This window comes from Pseudonocardia sp. NPDC049154 (genome assembly GCF_040648315.1).
In the GTDB taxonomy this organism is placed as follows: Bacteria; Actinomycetota; Actinomycetes; order Mycobacteriales; family Pseudonocardiaceae; genus Pseudonocardia.
Map to the genome: position 1 here is coordinate 125459 of NZ_JBEZDN010000004.1, position 16230 is coordinate 141688.

Genomic DNA, 16230 nt, shown 5'->3' on the forward strand with positions numbered 1-16230 from the left:
GGCCCCCTCAATAGGTTGCTAGTTCGTGCCTGGGCTTGCTCAGGAGGCACACCTCGGTCGCCGCGCCCTGGCCCGGCTCAACCGTGGCCGGACGTACTACGACCTCGTCCACGAGGTTCCCGAGGGCGCGCAGGCCCGTCGCCGGCCCCTCTGGGATTTCCGCGGGTCTGCGGGTCCGAAGTGCTATGAGCACTCGCCGCTGCTCGCCCCCGACCAGGATGGTCGCCTCGACTTGCACCACAGCTTCTGCCCCGGCCGACGGGTGCGCGTCCTGGATGAGGCTGCGGACCGCGTCACCGGTGGCGGTTGCGATGTCTAGCGCCCGCTGGTCGGGCCATTCCGCCTTCCCCAGCCAGCGCACTAGCCCGGCCCGGAGCGCATCGACCTGATCTGCCTCCGCAGGGATGCGTCGCCGGAACCCCCCTCCCGAGTCGGTCTGGACGGGGGGAGCGGTCACCTCAGTCAGCACAGCTACCCCTGCCTCCCTACGGGCGGAATGCCGGGTCCAGTCGGGCACACCGCCAGGGTCTGGGGCAGCTGGGCTTTTGTACTCCGGCAAGAGAGCCAGCGCAACAGCCCTCGGCTTCACGCCGGAGGGAGCGAGGTCGACCGCGCGCTGCCGGAACTCCGGCGGGTGAGGAGCGGGCACGAACGACATACGCCTGGCGGACGGCGTCCGCCTCAGGAGAAATGTCCGGCGACAGGGGCCAAGCTCAACCGGGCACGCGCCCTCGACAACGACGGTCAGCTACAGCACTCCACCGCGCCCTCACCCGTCAGCTCGGTCGGGGTCTCGCAACTCGCAGGCCGCGTCCGACGGGCTCCGATCGGATGGATCGAGGTCACGTGCGGAGCGTCGGCATTGACCATCCTGTGCACCGGGCTACTCAGCGCGGCACCCGCCACCAGCCGCAGCATTCGGCCGGCGCACGGCGTGGCCTGCGCCGGCTTCTGCGCCACCGGATAGCGTGACCGCCGCTTGGGAAGGAGGTTCGTCGTGGCTCTTGTGGTCACGCAGGTGGCCGTGGTTCGTCCTCGACGAGTAGGCCTTGGCGGCCAGCACCCGATCCCGAAGGCGATGGCGGCTTGGGTCTGCTGCCGAGGGAGGTGCGAACGGGGCGCCTGCCGCGGATGAGCAGGCGCCCGAGGTGGGCCGTCGTTCAGGACACCTCGGCCAGGTAGGTGTCGGCCCTTGCCGGATCCATGAACCAGTGCTGGAAGTCCGAAGGATCGCTGAAGCCGTTGACGAAGCGGCGGGCCACCGTGTCGTTGACCTGGGCCGTGCCGAGGATCTTCAGTACGTGCTCCGGTGGCGGGCCGAGCAGCGCGTTGGTCCAGTTCGTGACGTGCTGAGCGTAGTCCCAGTAGCGCTCGAACGTCGCCGTCATCCACTCCTCGTCGTAGGGCTTGTCGCCCCGCTCGAGGATGCTGTTCAGGTAGAACTCCGCGCACTTGGCGGCGTTGTTCGCGCCCTGGCCGGTGATCGGGTCGTTGGCCACGACGACGTCCGCCATCCCGAGGACACGGCCGCCCGAGGGTAGCTCCCCGATCGGGTTGCGCACCATCGGTGTGTACCCGCCGGCGAGGGTGGCGTTCTGGTCGGTCAGCGTGACGTTGCGGGCCCGGTCGTACTCCCACGGGACGTAGTTCCGCATCAGGCCGAGCGTCCGGTCGAGGTGCTCCTGCGGGGTGGGACGGTCGCCGAAGGCGTCGAAGGGCCCGCCCGGCACCCCCTCGAAGAAGAGGATCTCGCAGTTGCCGCTCGACGTGTACGCCGGGATGACGAAGAGCTCGCCGACCCCGGGGACGATGTTGAACCGCACCGCGGAGGACTCCGGGTGCTCTGGGCGCCGCTCCAGGCCGTGCACGTAGGCGATCGCGAGGGACCGCTGCGGCTGGGTGAAGACCGAGCGTTCGGGGTCCCGGTCGAACAGCTGCACCAGCTCGCCCTTGCCCGCCGCGACGACGACGAGGTCGTAGAGGGAGGTGAGCCGGTCCAGGTCTGCGGTCGTGACGCCGTGCGTGATGACCTTGCCGCCGCGCTCCTCGAGCAGCTCCAGCCAGCCCGCCATCTTCACCCGCTGGTCCACCGACTGGCCGTAGGCGTCGAGCCTGCCCCACCAGTCCATCACCCGGCTCGAGTCCGGTCCGGCGATCGAGACCCCGAGGCCCTCGACCTGCACGGTGTCCTTCTCCCACAGGTTCAGCTTGTGCTTGCGCTCGATCTCCAGCGCGTCGGCGAACATGCACTGGGTGGACATGACGCGGCCGCGGCGGATCTCGTCCGGGGTACGTGCCGACATCAGCGTGACGTCGTAGCCGTGTTCCCGCAGGGTCAGTCCGAGCTGCAGACCGGACTGGCCCGCACCGACGATGAGGATCTTAGGCATAGGTACGGACCCTTCCTGGGGGTGTGATCTCGCCCAGCGACAGCACGTACCGCACGAGCTGGCGCAGGGTGCCGACCGTGGACGCCGGCTCGCGGGCGTCGACGGTGACCAAGGGGACATCCGGGGAGAGCGCGAGTGCCTCGCGCACGTCGTCGAGGTTGTGGTGCAGCTGTCCGTGGAACGTGTTCACCGCGACGATGAACGGCAGCTCCGAGTCGTTCTCGAAGTAGTTGATGGCGGCGAAGGAGCGCTCGAGTCTGCGGGTGTCGACGAGCACGATGGCGCCGAGGGCACCCCGCGTGAGGTCGTCCCAGAGGAACCAGAACCGCGGTTGGCCCGGGGTCCCGAACAGGTAGAGCAGCAGGTCCGAGTGCAGGGTGATCCGACCGAAGTCCATCGCCACGGTCGTGGTGGACTTGCCCGGCTCGACGGGCCCGTCGATGCCCACGCTGGCCTCGGTCATCCACGCCTCGGTGTTCAGCGGCGGGATCTCCGACACCGAGCCCACGAAGGTCGTCTTGCCGACGCTGAAGCCCCCGGCGACGACGATCTTCGCGGAGACCGCGAGCTGCCCGGGGGGCGGGACTGCGGCCGGCCGCTCAGACGGAGAGCCGTTCGAGACCATCGAGGATCCTTCCAAGCATCTCGCGATCGTGGTGGTAGCTGTGCGCGGTGGGATGGATGTACACCGCGCCCTGCGCCGCCAAGTCGCTGATCAACACCCGGACGACGCCGAGCGGGGCGGCGATGGCCACCGACAGCTCGGCGATCGACGCCCGCGAGCGGGCGTGCTCGTAGAGCTGCCGCGACTCGGGCATCAGCGTCTCGGGAAGGCCGGGGTCGTACTGCGGGACCGAGATCAGTGCCTCGACCAGCAGTTCGTGGCGGGCCCGGGTCCGACCGCCCGTGAGGGTGTAGGGCCGGATCCGCCTGCTGCGGCTCCTTGGACGCCCGGTGTTGTTCTCGGGCGACGACCCGACCGACATCGCGCTCACCTCCCGGTCAGGCCTGCGCCCGGCGCGCGGAGAGCACGCGGCGCAGGTCGGCACGGACTTCGGGGGTCAGGACGTGGCCCGCGTTGCGCACGAACTGGGTCATCTCGTAGCCGACGACCTTCATGTCGCACCCGTGGCCGGTCAGCACCGCGAACCCGGCGCCGGAGCCGATGCCCATGAACAGGAAGTACCCGTCGGACATCCGGATCATGATCTGCTCGCAGACACCCTTGCCGAACAGCGCGGCCCCGTTGTGGGCGAGGCTCAGCAGTCCGCAGGCGATGGCCGCGAGCTGCTCGGCGTCCTCGGTGGTGACGGCGTTGGACGCGGTCAGGGGGAACCCGTCGGAGGACATGACGAGGGCATGCGTGACGCCGTGCACACGGCCGACGAAGTCGTCGACGAGCCAGGCGAAGTCCTGGGGAGAGGTCATGGACTCCGCCATCACCGCGCGTCCTCGTCAGCGGCGACGCCGCCCTCGGCGTTCGCACCCTCGATCTCCCCTACGGAGGCGGTCTCGTGCGTGACGTCCCCGTCCGTGGAGTCTCCGCGCGCGGGGTCCCCGTCGGTGACCTCGGCGCCCTCGGTGGAAGCGTCCTCGGCGGTCGCCGCCTTCTCCCCGTCGGTGAAGCTGTCGAGATCGGCCAGGAAGGCGTCCTGCCCGTCGGAGTCCGACGTGAAATCGGTGGGCGCGGCCACCTCAGCGCCCGGCTTGATGCTGCGGGAGACGCGCCGGGGCAGGCCGGTGTCCGTGGTGCCGGCGACCGCGGGCGACGGCGACGGCGATGACGACGGCGATGACGACGGTGGCCACGGTGCGGGCGCCGGGCGCGGAGTCGGGTCGACGGCCGCACGTTGGGGCGGCGCTGTGCCGCGGTGCGGCAGGGCCGCAGGTGCCTCCACCCCGCTCGCGACGAAGTCCGGGGCCACGCCGTTGACCTCCGGCTGACCCCGGTGGTGCCGACCCCTCACCGGCACGGTCTGCGCGCCCGTCCAGGTCGTGTCGGGCACGTCGACCACCAGCGACGACGGCACGAGGATCGTGGCGGTGGTGCCGTTCGGGAGCCGGTGGTCCAGCGAGATCCGCAGGCCGTGCCGCTCGGCCAGCCTGCGGACCACGGCCAGGCCCATGTGCCGCACCGCGGCGTCGTCGAGCCGCGACTCCCGGGAGAGCCGGTCGTTGAGCTCGGCCAGCCGTTCCGGGGGGAGCCCGATCCCGTCGTCCTCGATCCGGATGAGGACGCTGCCCTGCTCGGTGAGGTGGGAGCTCACTCGCACGTCGGCGTTCGGTGGCGAATGGTTGGCGGCGTTGTCGAGGAGCTCGGTGACGACGCGGCTCAGGTCGTTCGCGGCGAACCCCACGACGCCCAGCGGCGCCATGCGGCCGATCCCCACCTTCGCGTACTGGTCGATCGAGGACATCGCCGCGCGGACGGTGTCGAGGATCGAGATCGTCTCCCCGGCGTCCTCGTCCGCATCGTGGTCGGCGAGCACACGGAGGTTCTCCGCGTTGCGGCGCAGCCGCGCGGCCAGGTGGTCGAGCCGGTAGAGCTGGTCGAGCCGGTTGCTGTCGTCCTCGTGGCGCTCCATCAGCTCGAGGTCCGACAGCAGCGTGTCGATGAGGTTCAGATCGCGCAGGGCGATGCTCGCGCAGACCTCGACGAGCGACTCGTCCTGGGCCGGCGCCGCCGCTGTCGGCGCGGGGGCCGCCGAGGTCGCCTCGAGGGCCGGCGGGGCCGGACGGGCCTGGGTCGCGTCGACGGCCTTCAGCGGCGGATACCGGTCGGGATCCAGCAAGTGCGCGGCCGCCACGGCCGAGCGGCCCAGCATCACCCGAGATCGATCGAAGATCTCACGAGCCCGCGCCCGCGTCGCCATGCGCCCCACCTCTGCCGTAACCGCTGTCCGCAAACCTGCCGCTGACGCCTCAGGTGTTCGTAACCCTGTGTGTTGGGTCGATCGCTCGCCGGAGGCGTGCGCCATCGAAGCAGAGTGATCGCGACTTGTCGAACAGCGCAGGGTCGCCCTGATTGGCCTACCCCCATGCACCGATCGGGCTGCGACGGGCTTCGGTCGCACCCGCCCCGCCGGGCCCTTCCCCTCGACACGCCGCGCCACGAGGGGGGATCGGCTCCATCGACAGCCGCACCGACTACGCCGACCAGTACCCGCCCCGCCCAGCCCGACTGCCCCATCCGAGACATGGCTCACATGCGGTCGATCGCGGCGGCAGCAGACGCGGCGTGGCGAGCAAGAGGAACCCGGAAAGCGTGATCTCGGCGAGCAGCCGAAGCGGTGCGCGCACCCTATCGCCCTCGACGTCGAGCCGGTCTCGGCCGGGGGACGGTGAGATCAAGGAGGTCGTGCGGTTGTACTGTCACGACCGCTGCGGTGTCCGCTACTCCCTCACCAGGGAGCAGCTAGACGCGGCGGTTCGCGATGTTCTCGGCAACCTACATCGGGTCGACTCGGGTGGATCCGAGATCCGGGACGTCGTCCTACCCGTGCGGGGGCCACGCGGCGGCACACGGCGGCGGCGTCCGGCCAAGCGGCCCCGTCCGACGCCCTGAGAAGGGCGGCGTCCGGCCGGGCTACAGGCGGTGAAGTGTCGAGCCATCCCGGGCCGTCGACCGGTTGGAAACCGGCCACCGCCGGCCGGTCCGTCCCGAGCCTGGCGGATCAGCCGCCGGGCTTGTCGCCGACGATGTGCGTGACCGGTAGTCCGGCCAGCCGTTCTATCTGTCGCAGGAGGTTCCGGCGCAGCCAGTTCAAGAGTCCGAGTGGCAACGTCGAAACGATGATCCCGTCCACCTTCCTGTGCACCACCGCATTCCGGACAGCCTCCAGAGGGTCGGCGTCGCCCACCTGGCCGTCCGCCTGGCCATCGACCGCGCAGATCGCCGCGAGCGCGGTGGCAAGGCGCTGCTCCTCGATGGTGTGGGCGCCGAAGGCCCGCCAGCACTTCTCGCTGGGGCGGAGCTCATCGCGGGCGTGCGCGTCGGCCAGGGCGAGAGGACGCATGCTGAGGGCGTGTCGCCGACCCGGTCCAGGCTGACGACGAGTCGGCCAGCAGGCAGTTGCCGAGCGCGGTACCCAGGTCACCGAATCCCACGCTAGATGATCCCCTTGCGTGGCCGACGCAGGGTCTCCGCGGGGCTTACGCCGTAACGGGCACTGTAACTCGCCGTGAATCGCCCATAGTGGTTGAAGCCCCATCGTCTCGCGACTGCAGAGGCCGTCGTGGATTCGGGTTCCGAGGCCCCCAAATCGGCATGGATCTGCGCGAGTCGGAACTCGCGCAGATACGCCATAGGGGGCTTGCCGACATGCCGACGGAATCCCTCTTCCAGTGCCCGCACACTCAACCCCGCCGCCGCGGCGAGGTCGGCGACCGACACTATCTCCGCGGCCTTCTCCTCGATCAGCTCGATGGCGTTGCGGATGCTCGCGGGCGCCTCTCTGCGTTCGGAGCCCGACAGCTCGTCCGAGTAGTTGTGCGTCTGTCCTCGCAGGAGGCCTGTCATGGCCAAGCCGGCAAGGCCGCCTGCCATGACCGGGTCCGTTGTCATCCCGTCTGGTCGACCCAACTCGGATCGCAACAGCTGCAGGGTACGCAGGAACGGGCCCCCGCGGGGCCCGTTGAGGTCCAGCTGGATGGCGAAGCGCAGTGGCTCTACAGGAGCCCGCCCGAGCAGGGAGGCGAGCACGTTCTCCAAGGCTGCGGGCTCGAAGCGGGCGGTGACCAGTCGGCAGTCCTGGCTCCAGTCCTCGAAGAACACCGGCTCGTCGGGCGACACCACCACACCGCGGCCGCAGGTGGCCAGGACCGAGTCCTGCCGTTGACCGATGCGCACATACCCGACGCCGGCGAGCACGACTACGTAGTACCGGGGTGGAGGTGCGTACAGCCTGACGTCGGTCCCGAGCTCGACGTAGCCGAAGTCCAGGCCAGGCATGCCGTTCGTCCACAAGCGCATGTCGAACCGGCCCGGGCGGCCCGCGATCTGCAGCTTGTTGGGCGCATAGGCCTGAGAGATCGCCGCGCTGGCCTCGTCGACATCGCTCGTGCGCACCAGGTTTCCAGCCGGGGGCTTCACATCAGCGAGCACACTGCGCGTGGGTCGGACCGGCTCCGTCACCCCGCTGTCCTCCTCTGCTCGTCACGACGCCGTGCCGACCTCGAAGGTCGGTGGTCAGAGTCCGGGTCATCGTAAGCCCGTGACGGAGGAGCGAAAGCCGCTTCACGCTGTCGGCCAGCCAGTTCTCGCGGACGCGGCTGAGAAGGCCGGTGGCGCCGTCTGATCGCCGCCACCGGCTTCATCGACCCGCCGACCGGGATGCCGAGGGTCAGAGGTGCGCGACCTCCGGCATGACCTTCTCGGCGAAATTGCGCAGATACTGCGCGGACTGCTCGAACGTCATACCCGGCCGGTGCGCCATGAGGTGCAGCTCGCTCGGTCCCCCGTCCGCGTAGTCCGCGCGGAGCTGCGCGATCGCTTGCTCTGGGGTCTGGAACAGGTTCTCCCAGCCGGGCATGTCCTCCGGGGTCGGCGGCACCGTGTCCATCATGAGCGAGCTGTAGGGGTGGAGGCCTGCCCGCTCGTAGTGGAATGCGTGGAAGAGGCCCTCGCGGTGTTCGGCCCAGGCCTTCTCGGGGTCGTCGGTGACGTAGCAGGTGCCGAAGGTGTAGATCTGGGCGTAGTCGTGGGAACGCTGCGCTCGCTCACATGCCGCGTGCCACGCGGTGAGCCACTGCTTCCAGGTCTCACCGCCGGTCAGGCCGAGGAAGTAGCCACCCTGGGCGCCGACGTCGAGGCCGCGTCCCGCGACGCGGTCCATGGCCTTCTCGGAGAAGGCTGCGACGACCCACACCGGCAGCGGGTCCTGCAGCGGCTTGGGGTTCAGCCAGACGTCGTCGAGCCGCCAACGTTTGCCGTGGTAGGAGAACGGCTCGGGGGAGCGCCAGGCCCGGGTCAAGATGTCGAGGCCTTCGTCGAGCATGCTCGGGCGGTTGCGTGGGTTGACGCCGAACATGGGGAACTCCATGTCGAAGGTCGGGCCGACCTGCCCGAGGCCGACGTCGAGGCGACCGCCGGACACGACGTCGAGCACCGCGAGCTGCTCGGCGAGCAGCACTGGGTGGTAGAAGGGGACCTGGATGATGTTGGTCCCGATCCGGATCGTGCTCGTTCGGCTCGCCGCCGTGGCCAAGGTGACGGGCAGGCCGGGGTTGTAGCCGTCCGGGTCGCCATGGTGCTCGCAGAGACTGATGGCGTGGAAGCCGAGCCGCTCGACCTCTTCCATGTGCTCGAAAGTGGCCCCGTAGAACTCGGCCCACGGGACGTGCCATCGCTGGGCTGCAGGATTGCGGAAGTCGTAGAGGACACCGAACCTCATCGTCCACCTCCAGTATCACGGACTTCACGTTCCGGATGAACTCAACCCGTGTGCGCTCATGCCGACCATCCACTTCTCGCTGCCCCCCGTCCGCGAATCGCTGGAAGCTCAGGTGCTCGTTCAGGAAAGAGCGTCCAGAAACGCCATTCCGGACCCCGCTCCGGCCAATCTCGCGGTCGAAGCGGAAAGTGGACTGGCGCGAGCGAGGAGCGGATTGTCGAGGCCCCACGCTGCCTTTAGCGTCGCTGCTGCCTCAAGGAGTCCGTCCTCGCGGAGACGACGAGGGACGGACCGATGTCAGAGTGGACGGAGCATCAAGTGGTCAAGTCGTGGCTCTTCGAGATCTTCAGCTACCCGTACGATCCGGACCCTGCGAAGTTCGATCCGCAGCTCTGCAAGGAGCTGTACGACTGGAAGCTGGAGTCGTGGGTCGCCGCGGAGGACCAGGGGTTCGACGGGGTCTTCTTCTCTGAGCACCATTTCACGCCCTACAGCATCAGTCCGTCGCCGAACCTGCTGGTCGCGACGCTGGCGCAGCGGACCAGCCGGATGAATATCGGTGTGATGGCCAACATCACCGCCTTCCACAACCCGCGCCGGCTCGCCGAGGAGGGCGCGATGCTCGACCACCTCACCGGTGGTCGGCTCGAGGTCGGCCTGGGGCGCGGCGTGGACGAGCCGGAGTTCATCCGCGAGGGCGTGAAGATGGAGGAGACCCGCGCCCGCTTCGAGGAGTCGGTCGCCCTGATTCAGTCCGCGTGGAAGGAGCCGACCTGGTCGTTCCACGGTGAGTTCTACAACTACGACAACGTCGGGATCTGGCCCCGTCCGCTGCGTCCGGAGCTGCCGATCTGGGTCACTGCGCTGAGCCCGAACACCGTGGCCTGGGCGGCCCAGAAGGGCTTCAAGTTCACCTCGGTGTTCTCCCCCACGGAGCAGATGCGGACGATCTTCGACGGCTACAAGAAGGCCGCCGCGGACGCCGGGCGCGAGGCGCAGCCCAGTGACATGGGCGTGTGCCGCAACGTCTTCATCGCCGACTCCGAGCAGGAAGCCCGCGATCTCGCGGAGCCGGCCTTCAATGCGTTGTTCGCCGCGTTCAAGGAGGCGGCGGTGTTCCACGACCTGGACAACGTGCCCGCCGGCTACGAGCACTACCAGTCCTTCTTCCGCCCGTTCGCCGGGGATGACGTCTCCTTCGACGCCCTCGTCGGGATCGGTGCGATCTGCGTGGGGACGCCGCAGACCGTCCGCGACCAGATCGTGGACCAGATCGAGACGATCGGCTGCGGGAACTTTCTCAACTGGGGCTCGTTCGGCAACCTCACCAAGGAACAGACGATGCGCTCCTACCAGCTCTTCGGCGAGCACGTGGCGCCTGCGCTGCGCTCGCTGAGCGTCTGAGCATGGCGTCCCGGTTCGCCCTCTGCTGTATGTCGCACTCGCCGTTGCTGCACACCGCCGATCCGGGCGAGTCGGTGGCGCGCGCGGTGGCGAGTGCGCTGCGGGAGGCTCGGGCGTTCGCCGACTCCTTCGATCCGGACCTGGTCGTGGTCTTCGGACCCGACCACTATCAGGGCTTTCGGTACGAACTGATGCCGCCCTTCTGCGTCGGCACGGCAGCAACGGCGATCGGGGACTACGGCACCACCGCCGGGGCCCTCGACGTGCCGCAGGCCCTCGCGGACGACCTGCTCGCCCACCTGCTGAACGCCGACCTCGACGTGGCGATGTCCGAGAAGATGGTCGTGGACCACGGCATCTCCCAGCCCCTGGAGGTCCTCCTCGGCGCGAGCGGCGCACGCCCCGTCATCCCGCTCTTCCTGAACTCGGTCGCCCAACCGCTAGGCCCGCTGCGGCGGGTCCGGCGGCTCGGGGAGGCCGTGGGGGAGTGGGCGGCTCAGCTCGACCGAAGGGTCCTGTTCGTCGGCTCGGGCGGCCTGTCGCACGACGTTCCAATCCCGCGCCTGCGCGAGGCCACCCCCGAGGCGGCCGCCTACCTGGTGGACAAGCGGCGTACCCCGGCCGAGCAGCAGGCTCGCGAGGAACTGCTCTACCAGGCGGGACAGTCCTTCGCACGTGGCGAGTCGACGCTCATGGACCTGAACCCGGACTTGGACCACGAGCTCCTGCAGCTGTTCGCGAAGGGGGACCTCGCGCAGTTCGACACGTTCAGTGTCGAGTGGCTCGGTGAGCAGGGCGGCAGCTCCATCCATGAGGTCCGGACCTGGATCGCGGCCCACGCCGCATTGCGCACCGCGGGGCCCTACAGGACCGAGTCGTCGTTCTACCAGCCGATACCGGAGTGGATCGTCGGCTTCGCGGTCGCCACCGCGACGACGCGGGGAGAGGAATCGACATGATTGAGAAGGAACTGGTCGTGCAGACCGCGGACGGTCCGATGGCCGTCGCGGTACGCCATCCTGAAGGCGTGGGCCCGTTTCCCGTGGTCGTCGTGTTCCACGACGGTCCAGGACTGCGCAAGGACGTCTACGACGTCGTCGCGCAGGTGGCCGAGGCCGGCTACTACGCCGTCCTGCCCGACCTCTACCACCGGATCGGGCCGAAGATCTCGTTCGATCTAGCCGGAATCGGTCAGGGCCCGGGCTCCCCAGAGTTCCAGCGCCTGATGGCCGCGGTGGGTTCGCTGTCGGACGACAAGGTGCTCGCCGACGTGGCCGCACTGCTCGACGCCCTCGCCGAGGATCCCGTCGCGGGCTCTGGGGCCAAGGGCGCCGTGGGCTTCTGCGTGGGTGCGCGGCTCACCTTCCGGCTGCTCGCCGCCCGGCCCGACGAGTTCGTCGCGGGCGCGACGATGCACCCGTCGTTCTGCGTGACGGACGAGCCGGACTCACCGCACCTGAGTGTCGGCGCCCTGCGGGCTGAGCTGTTCGTGGCGTTCGGCGCCGCCGACACCCTCGCCTCGCTCGAAGTGAACAAGCCGCTGCGCGACGAGCTGGCCCGCGCGAACGCGACCGTCGAGATCTACGACGGCGCCGACCACGGCTTCATGTTCCCGGGCCTCCCGGCCTACCACGAGCACGGCGCGACGGTGTCCTGGCAGCGGATCCGCGACCTGTTCGGGAGGACCCTCTCGTTCGAGAGGGCGCCGGGATGAGAACGGACGAGGTGACCACGGGCCCGGACGCCACCCACCTGGCGATCGCAGGCGCGGAGCACGGCCCGTCCGTGCTGTTCCTGCACGGTACCGGCCCGGGCGCGACCGGGGCGCTGAGCTTCGCGCCGATCCTGCCCGCGCTCGACGTGTTCCGCTGCCTTGTCCCTGATCTCGTCGGGTTCGGGCGCAGCGGACACCCGCAGGACGTGCCCGCCGGGCCGGGCCCCTGGTTCGACCGTCGAGCCGACGCCGTGCTCGCGCTGCTCGACGTGCTCGACCTGGACCGCGTGCACCTGGTCGGGCACTCCTACGGCGCCCGGGTGGCACTGGAGCTGATCCTCCGTGCCCCCGACCGCGTCGACCGGGTCGTGCTGTTAGCCGCCGGGGGAACCCCGGTCAAGGCCAACCTGACGACGTTGACCGACTTCTACGGGGCCCCGGACGCGGCGGGCATGCGCACTCTGGTCGACGCGCAGCTGTCCCGGGCGGTCCCCGGGATCGAGCGGTACGTCACCGAGCGGCTGGCCGTCGCCGTGCGTCCGGAGGTCCAGCGGTCCTTCCAGGCGGCGATGAGTGCCGGTGCCCCCATGCCGACCTACGACGAGACGGTGCTCCCCGCCGTCTCGCTCCCGGTCCTCGCGGTGCACGGCAAGGATGACGCGACGATCTCCGCCGACGCGTCGCTCTTCCTTGCCGAGCACCTACGGCAATGCGACCTGCACCTGTTCGCAGGTTGCGGGCACCTCCTGCAGTACGAGGTCCCGGCGCGGCTCGGCTCACTGATCCATGACTTTCTGGCGGTGTCATGAGTTCTGCACGAGTGCCGGCCGCGATCCTCGGGCCGGGGAACATCGGTACGGACCTGCTGGCGAAGCTCGTCGACAGCCCGGTGCTGGACGTCCGGTACGTGGTCGGGGTGGTCGAGTCCGACGGCCTGGCCCGGGCACGGGAGCGGGGTATTGAGGCCAGCGCCGAGGGCGTGGACTGGCTGCTCCGCCAGGACCCGTTGCCGCGCATCGTGTTCGAAGCGACCTCGGCGAAGGCGCACGCCGCGAACGCCCCCCGCTACGCCGAGGCGGGGATCCAGGCCGTGGACCTCACGCCCGCGCACATCGGGCCGATGGTCTCCCCCGCGGTGAACGGCACGGATCACCTCCGCTCGCCGAACGTCTCGATGATCACCTGCGGCGGCCAGGCCACGATCCCGATCGTGCGCGCGGTCTCCCGGATCACGCCTGTCCCCTACGCCGAGATCGTGGCGTCCATCGCGTCACGCTCGGCAGGTGCGGGCACCCGCGCCAACATCGACGAGTTCACCCACACCACCGGCCAGGCGGTCGCCGAGGTCGGCGGGGCGGAGCGGGGCAAGGCGATCATCATCCTGAACCCCGTCGAGCCGCCGATGATCATGCGGGACACCGTGTTCTGCATGATCGGCACCGACGCGGACCGGGCCGCGATCACCGCGTCGGTGCACGAGATGGTGGCCGAGGTCCAGCAGTACGTGCCCGGTTACACCCTGCGCGCCGAGCCCCAGTTCGACGAACCCCGCGACGACTGGCAGGGCCACGCCCGCGTCGCGGTGTTCCTCGAGGTCAAGGGCAACGGCGACTACCTGCCGCCCTACGCGGGCAACCTCGACATCATGACCGCCGCGGCCGCCCGGATCGGCGAACTCATGGCCCGAGCCCTGCTGGAGCAAGCCTCATGAGACCACCCCTGCGCAATGACGTCCGCATCATCGACACCACACTGCGCGACGGCAGCCACGCCATGGCCCACCGGTTCACCGAGGCACAGGTCCGTGACACCGCCCGAGCCCTCGACGCCGCCGGCGTCGAGTGGGTCGAGGTCAGCCACGGTGACGGCGTCGGCGGCTCGTCGTTCAACTACGGGTTCTCGGGCACGGACGAGACGCGGCTGATCGCCGCGGCTCGGGAGGAGGTGCGCAAGGCACGGATCGCCGTGCTGCTGGTCCCGGGCATCGGCACCGTCGACGACCTCAAGCGCGCCCACGACGCCGGCGCCGAGATGGCCCGCGTGGCCACGCACTGCACCGAGGCGGACGTGTCACCCCAGCACTTCGCCGCGGCCCGCGAGCTGGGCATGGAGACCGTCGGATTCCTGATGATGGCCCACCAGACCAGCTCGGAGAAACTCGCGAAGCAGGCCCGGATCATGGTCGACGCCGGCTGTCAGGCCCCATACGTCACCGACTCCGCAGGAGCTCTGCTGATGGACGACGCCCGCGCCCGCTTCGAGGCGCTGGTCGCCGAGGTCGGGGACGAGGCGTGGGTCGGCTACCACGGCCACCAGAACATGAGCTTCGGCGTGGCCAACTCGGTGATCGCGTACGAGACCGGGGTCCGCTACATCGACGGCTCGCTCTGCGCGCTCGGCGCCGGCGCGGGCAACTCCCCGACCGAGGTGCTGGGCGCGGTCTTCGACCGCCTCGGCGTCGCGACCGGGCTCGACGCCGGGCTGCTGCTCGACGCCGCGGAGGAGGTCGTCCGCCCCTACCTGCGCCGCTGGCCGAAGATGGACCGCAACGCCATCGTCCAGGGCTGGGCCGGGGTGTACTCGTCCTTCCTCCTGCACGCCGAGCGGGCCGCCGAGCGGTACAAGGTGCCCGCGCACGAGATCCTGCGGCGCTGCGGCGAGCTGGGTTACGTCGGCGGCCAGGAGGACATGATCATCGACGTCGCCATCACCCTGGCCGAGGAGCGGTCGGCATGAGCACTCCCGCGAAGAAGGCCCGCGCGCTCTACGACGCCCGCGCCACCCGCACGCCGATCCCCCCGTTCACCGATGCCGAGCCCGAGCTGGGCATCGCCGACGGCTACGCGATCCAGCAGGAGCTGACCGCACTGCTGCTCGCCGACGGCGACCGGATCATCGGCCACAAGGTCGGCCTCACCGCCGCGCCCATGCAGAAGGCGCTGGGCATCGACACCCCCGACTACGGACCGGTGCTCGCCTCCACCGTCTACCGCGACGGCGGCGTTGTTCCGCTCGAGAAGTTCGTCTCGCCCAAGGTCGAGGCGGAGATCGTGTTCGTCCTCGGCGAGCGGCTCGAAGGCCCCGGGGTCACCGTCACTCGGGCGAGGGCCGCCATCGCCGGCGCCGTCGCCGGGATGGAGATCATCGACTCCCGGATCGCAGACTGGCGGATCCGGCTCGCCGACACCGTCGCCGACCTGGCCTCCAACGGCGCCGTCGCCACGTCGAGCCGGGTCGTTCCGCTCGCCGACCTCGACACCCGGCTGATCGGCATGACGCTGACCCGCAACGGCGAGCTCGTCGACACCGGAGCGGGTGCCGCCGCGCTGGGCGATCCGGTCGCCGTCGTCGCCTGGCTGGCGAACACTCTCGGCGAGCACGGCGTGGCGTTGGAACCCGGACACATGATCCTGACCGGCGCGCTGCACGCCGCCGTCCCGATGACCGCGGGCGACGTGTTCCGGGCCGAGTTCGACCGGCTGGGAGCGGTCACCGTGAGGGTCACGTGAACGTCTCCGAACTGGCCGCCCGCCTCGCGAAGGCGACGGCGGACCGCATCGCCATCACGAAGCTCACCGACGAGCTCCCCGAGCTCGATCTCCCCACCGGCTACCTCGTGCAACGCGAGCTGCGCGCGGCCGCGGGCCCGCTCGCCGGCTGGAAGCTCGGCCTGACCTCACGCGCCAAGCAGGCACAGGTCGGCGTGACCAGTCCGATCCACGGCTTCCTACCCGCCGCGGGGGCGCTCGACGTCGGCGCGCCGCTCGACACCGCTGCGCACATCCAACCCCGCTGCGAGCCGGAGATCGTGTTCGTCCTCGGCCGTGATCTCGCGGGTCCCCACGTCACCGCAGCCGACGTCCTCGCCGCGTCGTGCGGGGTCGCCGTCGGCATCGAGGTCCTCGACTCCCGATTCGTCGACTACCGGTTCACCACCGCGGACGTCGTCGCCGACAACACCTCGGCGAGCCGTTTCGTCGTCGGCACCCCGGTGTCGCCCGCGGGCATCGACCTGCGGCTCGTCGGCATGGTGCTGGAGCACAACGGTCAGGTGGTCGCCACCGCGTCAGGGGCGGCCTCCCTCGGTCACCCCGCCGCCGCCGTCGCCTGGCTCGTGCGCCGCCTCGCCTCCGAGGACGAGGGCCTCGCCGCAGGCCAGGTCGTGCTCTCCGGCGGCCTCACCGCCGCCGTCCCGGTCGGCCCCGGCGACGTCGTCACGGCCACGATCGACCGGCTCGGCTCGATCGAGCTCGGCTGCCGATGAGCCCTCGACTCGCGACGGCGGGTCGCCGCCACCCGAGCAGTCGGACAGTCGCGCCAGGAGACCGAC

General features: G+C 70.0%; 16 protein-coding genes. 8 read left to right on the top strand and 8 right to left on the bottom strand.

Going from position 1 to position 16230, the window contains the following annotated elements; genetic code table 11:
- Positions 1-1160 precede the first annotated feature (1160 nt).
- From AB0B41_RS04250 to AB0B41_RS04285, 8 genes are all read right to left on the bottom strand, one after another.
- Positions 1161-2390 carry a styrene monooxygenase/indole monooxygenase family protein gene (locus tag AB0B41_RS04250; RefSeq protein ID WP_358198774.1) on the bottom strand — a complete coding sequence of 410 codons (1230 nt, stop codon included), beginning with the start codon at positions 2388-2390 and terminating at the stop codon, positions 1161-1163.
- Entirely contained in the window at positions 2383-3015 is a 633-nt protein-coding gene (locus AB0B41_RS04255) for an ATP/GTP-binding protein (RefSeq protein ID WP_358198776.1), read from the bottom strand. The genes AB0B41_RS04250 and AB0B41_RS04255 overlap by 8 nt, the downstream gene beginning before the upstream one ends.
- A complete protein-coding gene (locus tag AB0B41_RS04260) occupies positions 2990-3376 on the bottom strand; it encodes a DUF742 domain-containing protein (protein ID WP_358198778.1) in 387 nt (128 codons plus the stop codon). Before AB0B41_RS04260 ends, AB0B41_RS04255 begins: the two co-directional genes overlap by 26 nt.
- 16 nt (positions 3377-3392) lie before the next feature.
- Positions 3393-3818, bottom strand: coding sequence for a roadblock/LC7 domain-containing protein (locus tag AB0B41_RS04265; protein WP_358198780.1), 426 nt, complete (start codon positions 3816-3818; stop codon positions 3393-3395).
- A gap of 11 nt (positions 3819-3829) precedes the next feature.
- The gene (locus AB0B41_RS04270) at positions 3830-5263 is read right to left on the bottom strand and encodes an ATP-binding protein (protein WP_358198781.1); all 1434 of its coding nucleotides are present in this window, start codon (positions 5261-5263) and stop codon (positions 3830-3832) included.
- Between the two features lie 801 nt (positions 5264-6064).
- Positions 6065-6406 (bottom strand): hypothetical protein, encoded by a 342-nt coding sequence (locus AB0B41_RS04275; RefSeq protein WP_358198783.1) that lies wholly within the window; start codon positions 6404-6406, stop codon positions 6065-6067.
- Positions 6407-6498: 92 nt separating this feature from the next.
- On the bottom strand, positions 6499-7524 hold the full coding sequence (locus AB0B41_RS04280; RefSeq protein ID WP_358198785.1) for an AraC family transcriptional regulator: 1026 nt from the start codon (positions 7522-7524) through the stop codon (positions 6499-6501).
- 208 nt (positions 7525-7732) lie between these two features.
- Complete coding sequence (locus AB0B41_RS04285) at positions 7733-8782, bottom strand: LLM class flavin-dependent oxidoreductase (protein ID WP_358198787.1); 1050 nt, start codon at positions 8780-8782, stop codon at positions 7733-7735.
- 294 nt (positions 8783-9076) lie between these two features.
- On the opposite strand from AB0B41_RS04285, the gene AB0B41_RS04290 reads away from it, so the two are divergent.
- Genes AB0B41_RS04290 through AB0B41_RS04325 form a run of 8 tightly spaced genes read left to right on the top strand, consistent with a single transcriptional unit; the run spans position 9077 to position 16164 of the window.
- Complete coding sequence (locus tag AB0B41_RS04290) at positions 9077-10186, top strand: LLM class flavin-dependent oxidoreductase (protein ID WP_358198789.1); 1110 nt, start codon at positions 9077-9079, stop codon at positions 10184-10186.
- A gap of 2 nt (positions 10187-10188) precedes the next feature.
- Entirely contained in the window at positions 10189-11145 is a 957-nt protein-coding gene (locus AB0B41_RS04295) for a 3-carboxyethylcatechol 2,3-dioxygenase (protein ID WP_358198791.1), read from the top strand.
- Complete coding sequence (locus tag AB0B41_RS04300) at positions 11142-11900, top strand: dienelactone hydrolase family protein (RefSeq protein ID WP_358198793.1); 759 nt, start codon at positions 11142-11144, stop codon at positions 11898-11900. Before AB0B41_RS04295 ends, AB0B41_RS04300 begins: the two co-directional genes overlap by 4 nt.
- Positions 11897-12709: an alpha/beta hydrolase gene (locus tag AB0B41_RS04305; RefSeq protein ID WP_358198795.1), complete on the top strand. Its 813-nt coding sequence runs from the start codon at positions 11897-11899 to the stop codon at positions 12707-12709. Before AB0B41_RS04300 ends, AB0B41_RS04305 begins: the two co-directional genes overlap by 4 nt.
- Complete coding sequence (locus AB0B41_RS04310) at positions 12706-13611, top strand: acetaldehyde dehydrogenase (acetylating) (protein ID WP_358198797.1); 906 nt, start codon at positions 12706-12708, stop codon at positions 13609-13611. Before AB0B41_RS04305 ends, AB0B41_RS04310 begins: the two co-directional genes overlap by 4 nt.
- Positions 13608-14636: a 4-hydroxy-2-oxovalerate aldolase gene (dmpG, locus tag AB0B41_RS04315; protein WP_358198799.1), complete on the top strand. Its 1029-nt coding sequence runs from the start codon at positions 13608-13610 to the stop codon at positions 14634-14636. Before AB0B41_RS04310 ends, dmpG begins: the two co-directional genes overlap by 4 nt.
- The gene (locus AB0B41_RS04320) at positions 14633-15409 is read left to right on the top strand and encodes a fumarylacetoacetate hydrolase family protein (protein ID WP_358198801.1); all 777 of its coding nucleotides are present in this window, start codon (positions 14633-14635) and stop codon (positions 15407-15409) included. The genes dmpG and AB0B41_RS04320 overlap by 4 nt, the downstream gene beginning before the upstream one ends.
- On the top strand, positions 15406-16164 hold the full coding sequence (locus AB0B41_RS04325) for a fumarylacetoacetate hydrolase family protein (RefSeq protein WP_358198803.1): 759 nt from the start codon (positions 15406-15408) through the stop codon (positions 16162-16164). The genes AB0B41_RS04320 and AB0B41_RS04325 overlap by 4 nt, the downstream gene beginning before the upstream one ends.
- Positions 16165-16230: the final 66 nt, after the last annotated feature.

Excerpts from the sequence above, each read along its gene's own strand:
- AB0B41_RS04320 (WP_358198801.1), top strand. The coding sequence starts at position 14,633 with ATGAGCACTCCCGCGAAGAAGGCCCGCGCGCTCTACGACGCCCGCGCC.
- AB0B41_RS04285 (WP_358198787.1), bottom strand. The coding sequence starts at position 8,782 with ATGAGGTTCGGTGTCCTCTACGACTTCCGCAATCCTGCAGCCCAGCGA.
- AB0B41_RS04295 (WP_358198791.1), top strand. The coding sequence starts at position 10,189 with ATGGCGTCCCGGTTCGCCCTCTGCTGTATGTCGCACTCGCCGTTGCTG.
- AB0B41_RS04275 (WP_358198783.1), bottom strand. The coding sequence starts at position 6,406 with ATGCGTCCTCTCGCCCTGGCCGACGCGCACGCCCGCGATGAGCTCCGC.
- AB0B41_RS04290 (WP_358198789.1), top strand. The coding sequence starts at position 9,077 with ATGTCAGAGTGGACGGAGCATCAAGTGGTCAAGTCGTGGCTCTTCGAG.
- dmpG (WP_358198799.1), top strand. The coding sequence starts at position 13,608 with ATGAGACCACCCCTGCGCAATGACGTCCGCATCATCGACACCACACTG.
- AB0B41_RS04300 (WP_358198793.1), top strand. The coding sequence starts at position 11,142 with ATGATTGAGAAGGAACTGGTCGTGCAGACCGCGGACGGTCCGATGGCC.
- AB0B41_RS04250 (WP_358198774.1), bottom strand. The coding sequence starts at position 2,390 with ATGCCTAAGATCCTCATCGTCGGTGCGGGCCAGTCCGGTCTGCAGCTC.
- AB0B41_RS04265 (WP_358198780.1), bottom strand. The coding sequence starts at position 3,818 with ATGACCTCTCCCCAGGACTTCGCCTGGCTCGTCGACGACTTCGTCGGC.
- AB0B41_RS04305 (WP_358198795.1), top strand. The coding sequence starts at position 11,897 with ATGAGAACGGACGAGGTGACCACGGGCCCGGACGCCACCCACCTGGCG.
- AB0B41_RS04260 (WP_358198778.1), bottom strand. The coding sequence starts at position 3,376 with ATGTCGGTCGGGTCGTCGCCCGAGAACAACACCGGGCGTCCAAGGAGC.
- AB0B41_RS04270 (WP_358198781.1), bottom strand. The coding sequence starts at position 5,263 with ATGGCGACGCGGGCGCGGGCTCGTGAGATCTTCGATCGATCTCGGGTG.
- AB0B41_RS04255 (WP_358198776.1), bottom strand. The coding sequence starts at position 3,015 with ATGGTCTCGAACGGCTCTCCGTCTGAGCGGCCGGCCGCAGTCCCGCCC.
- AB0B41_RS04310 (WP_358198797.1), top strand. The coding sequence starts at position 12,706 with ATGAGTTCTGCACGAGTGCCGGCCGCGATCCTCGGGCCGGGGAACATC.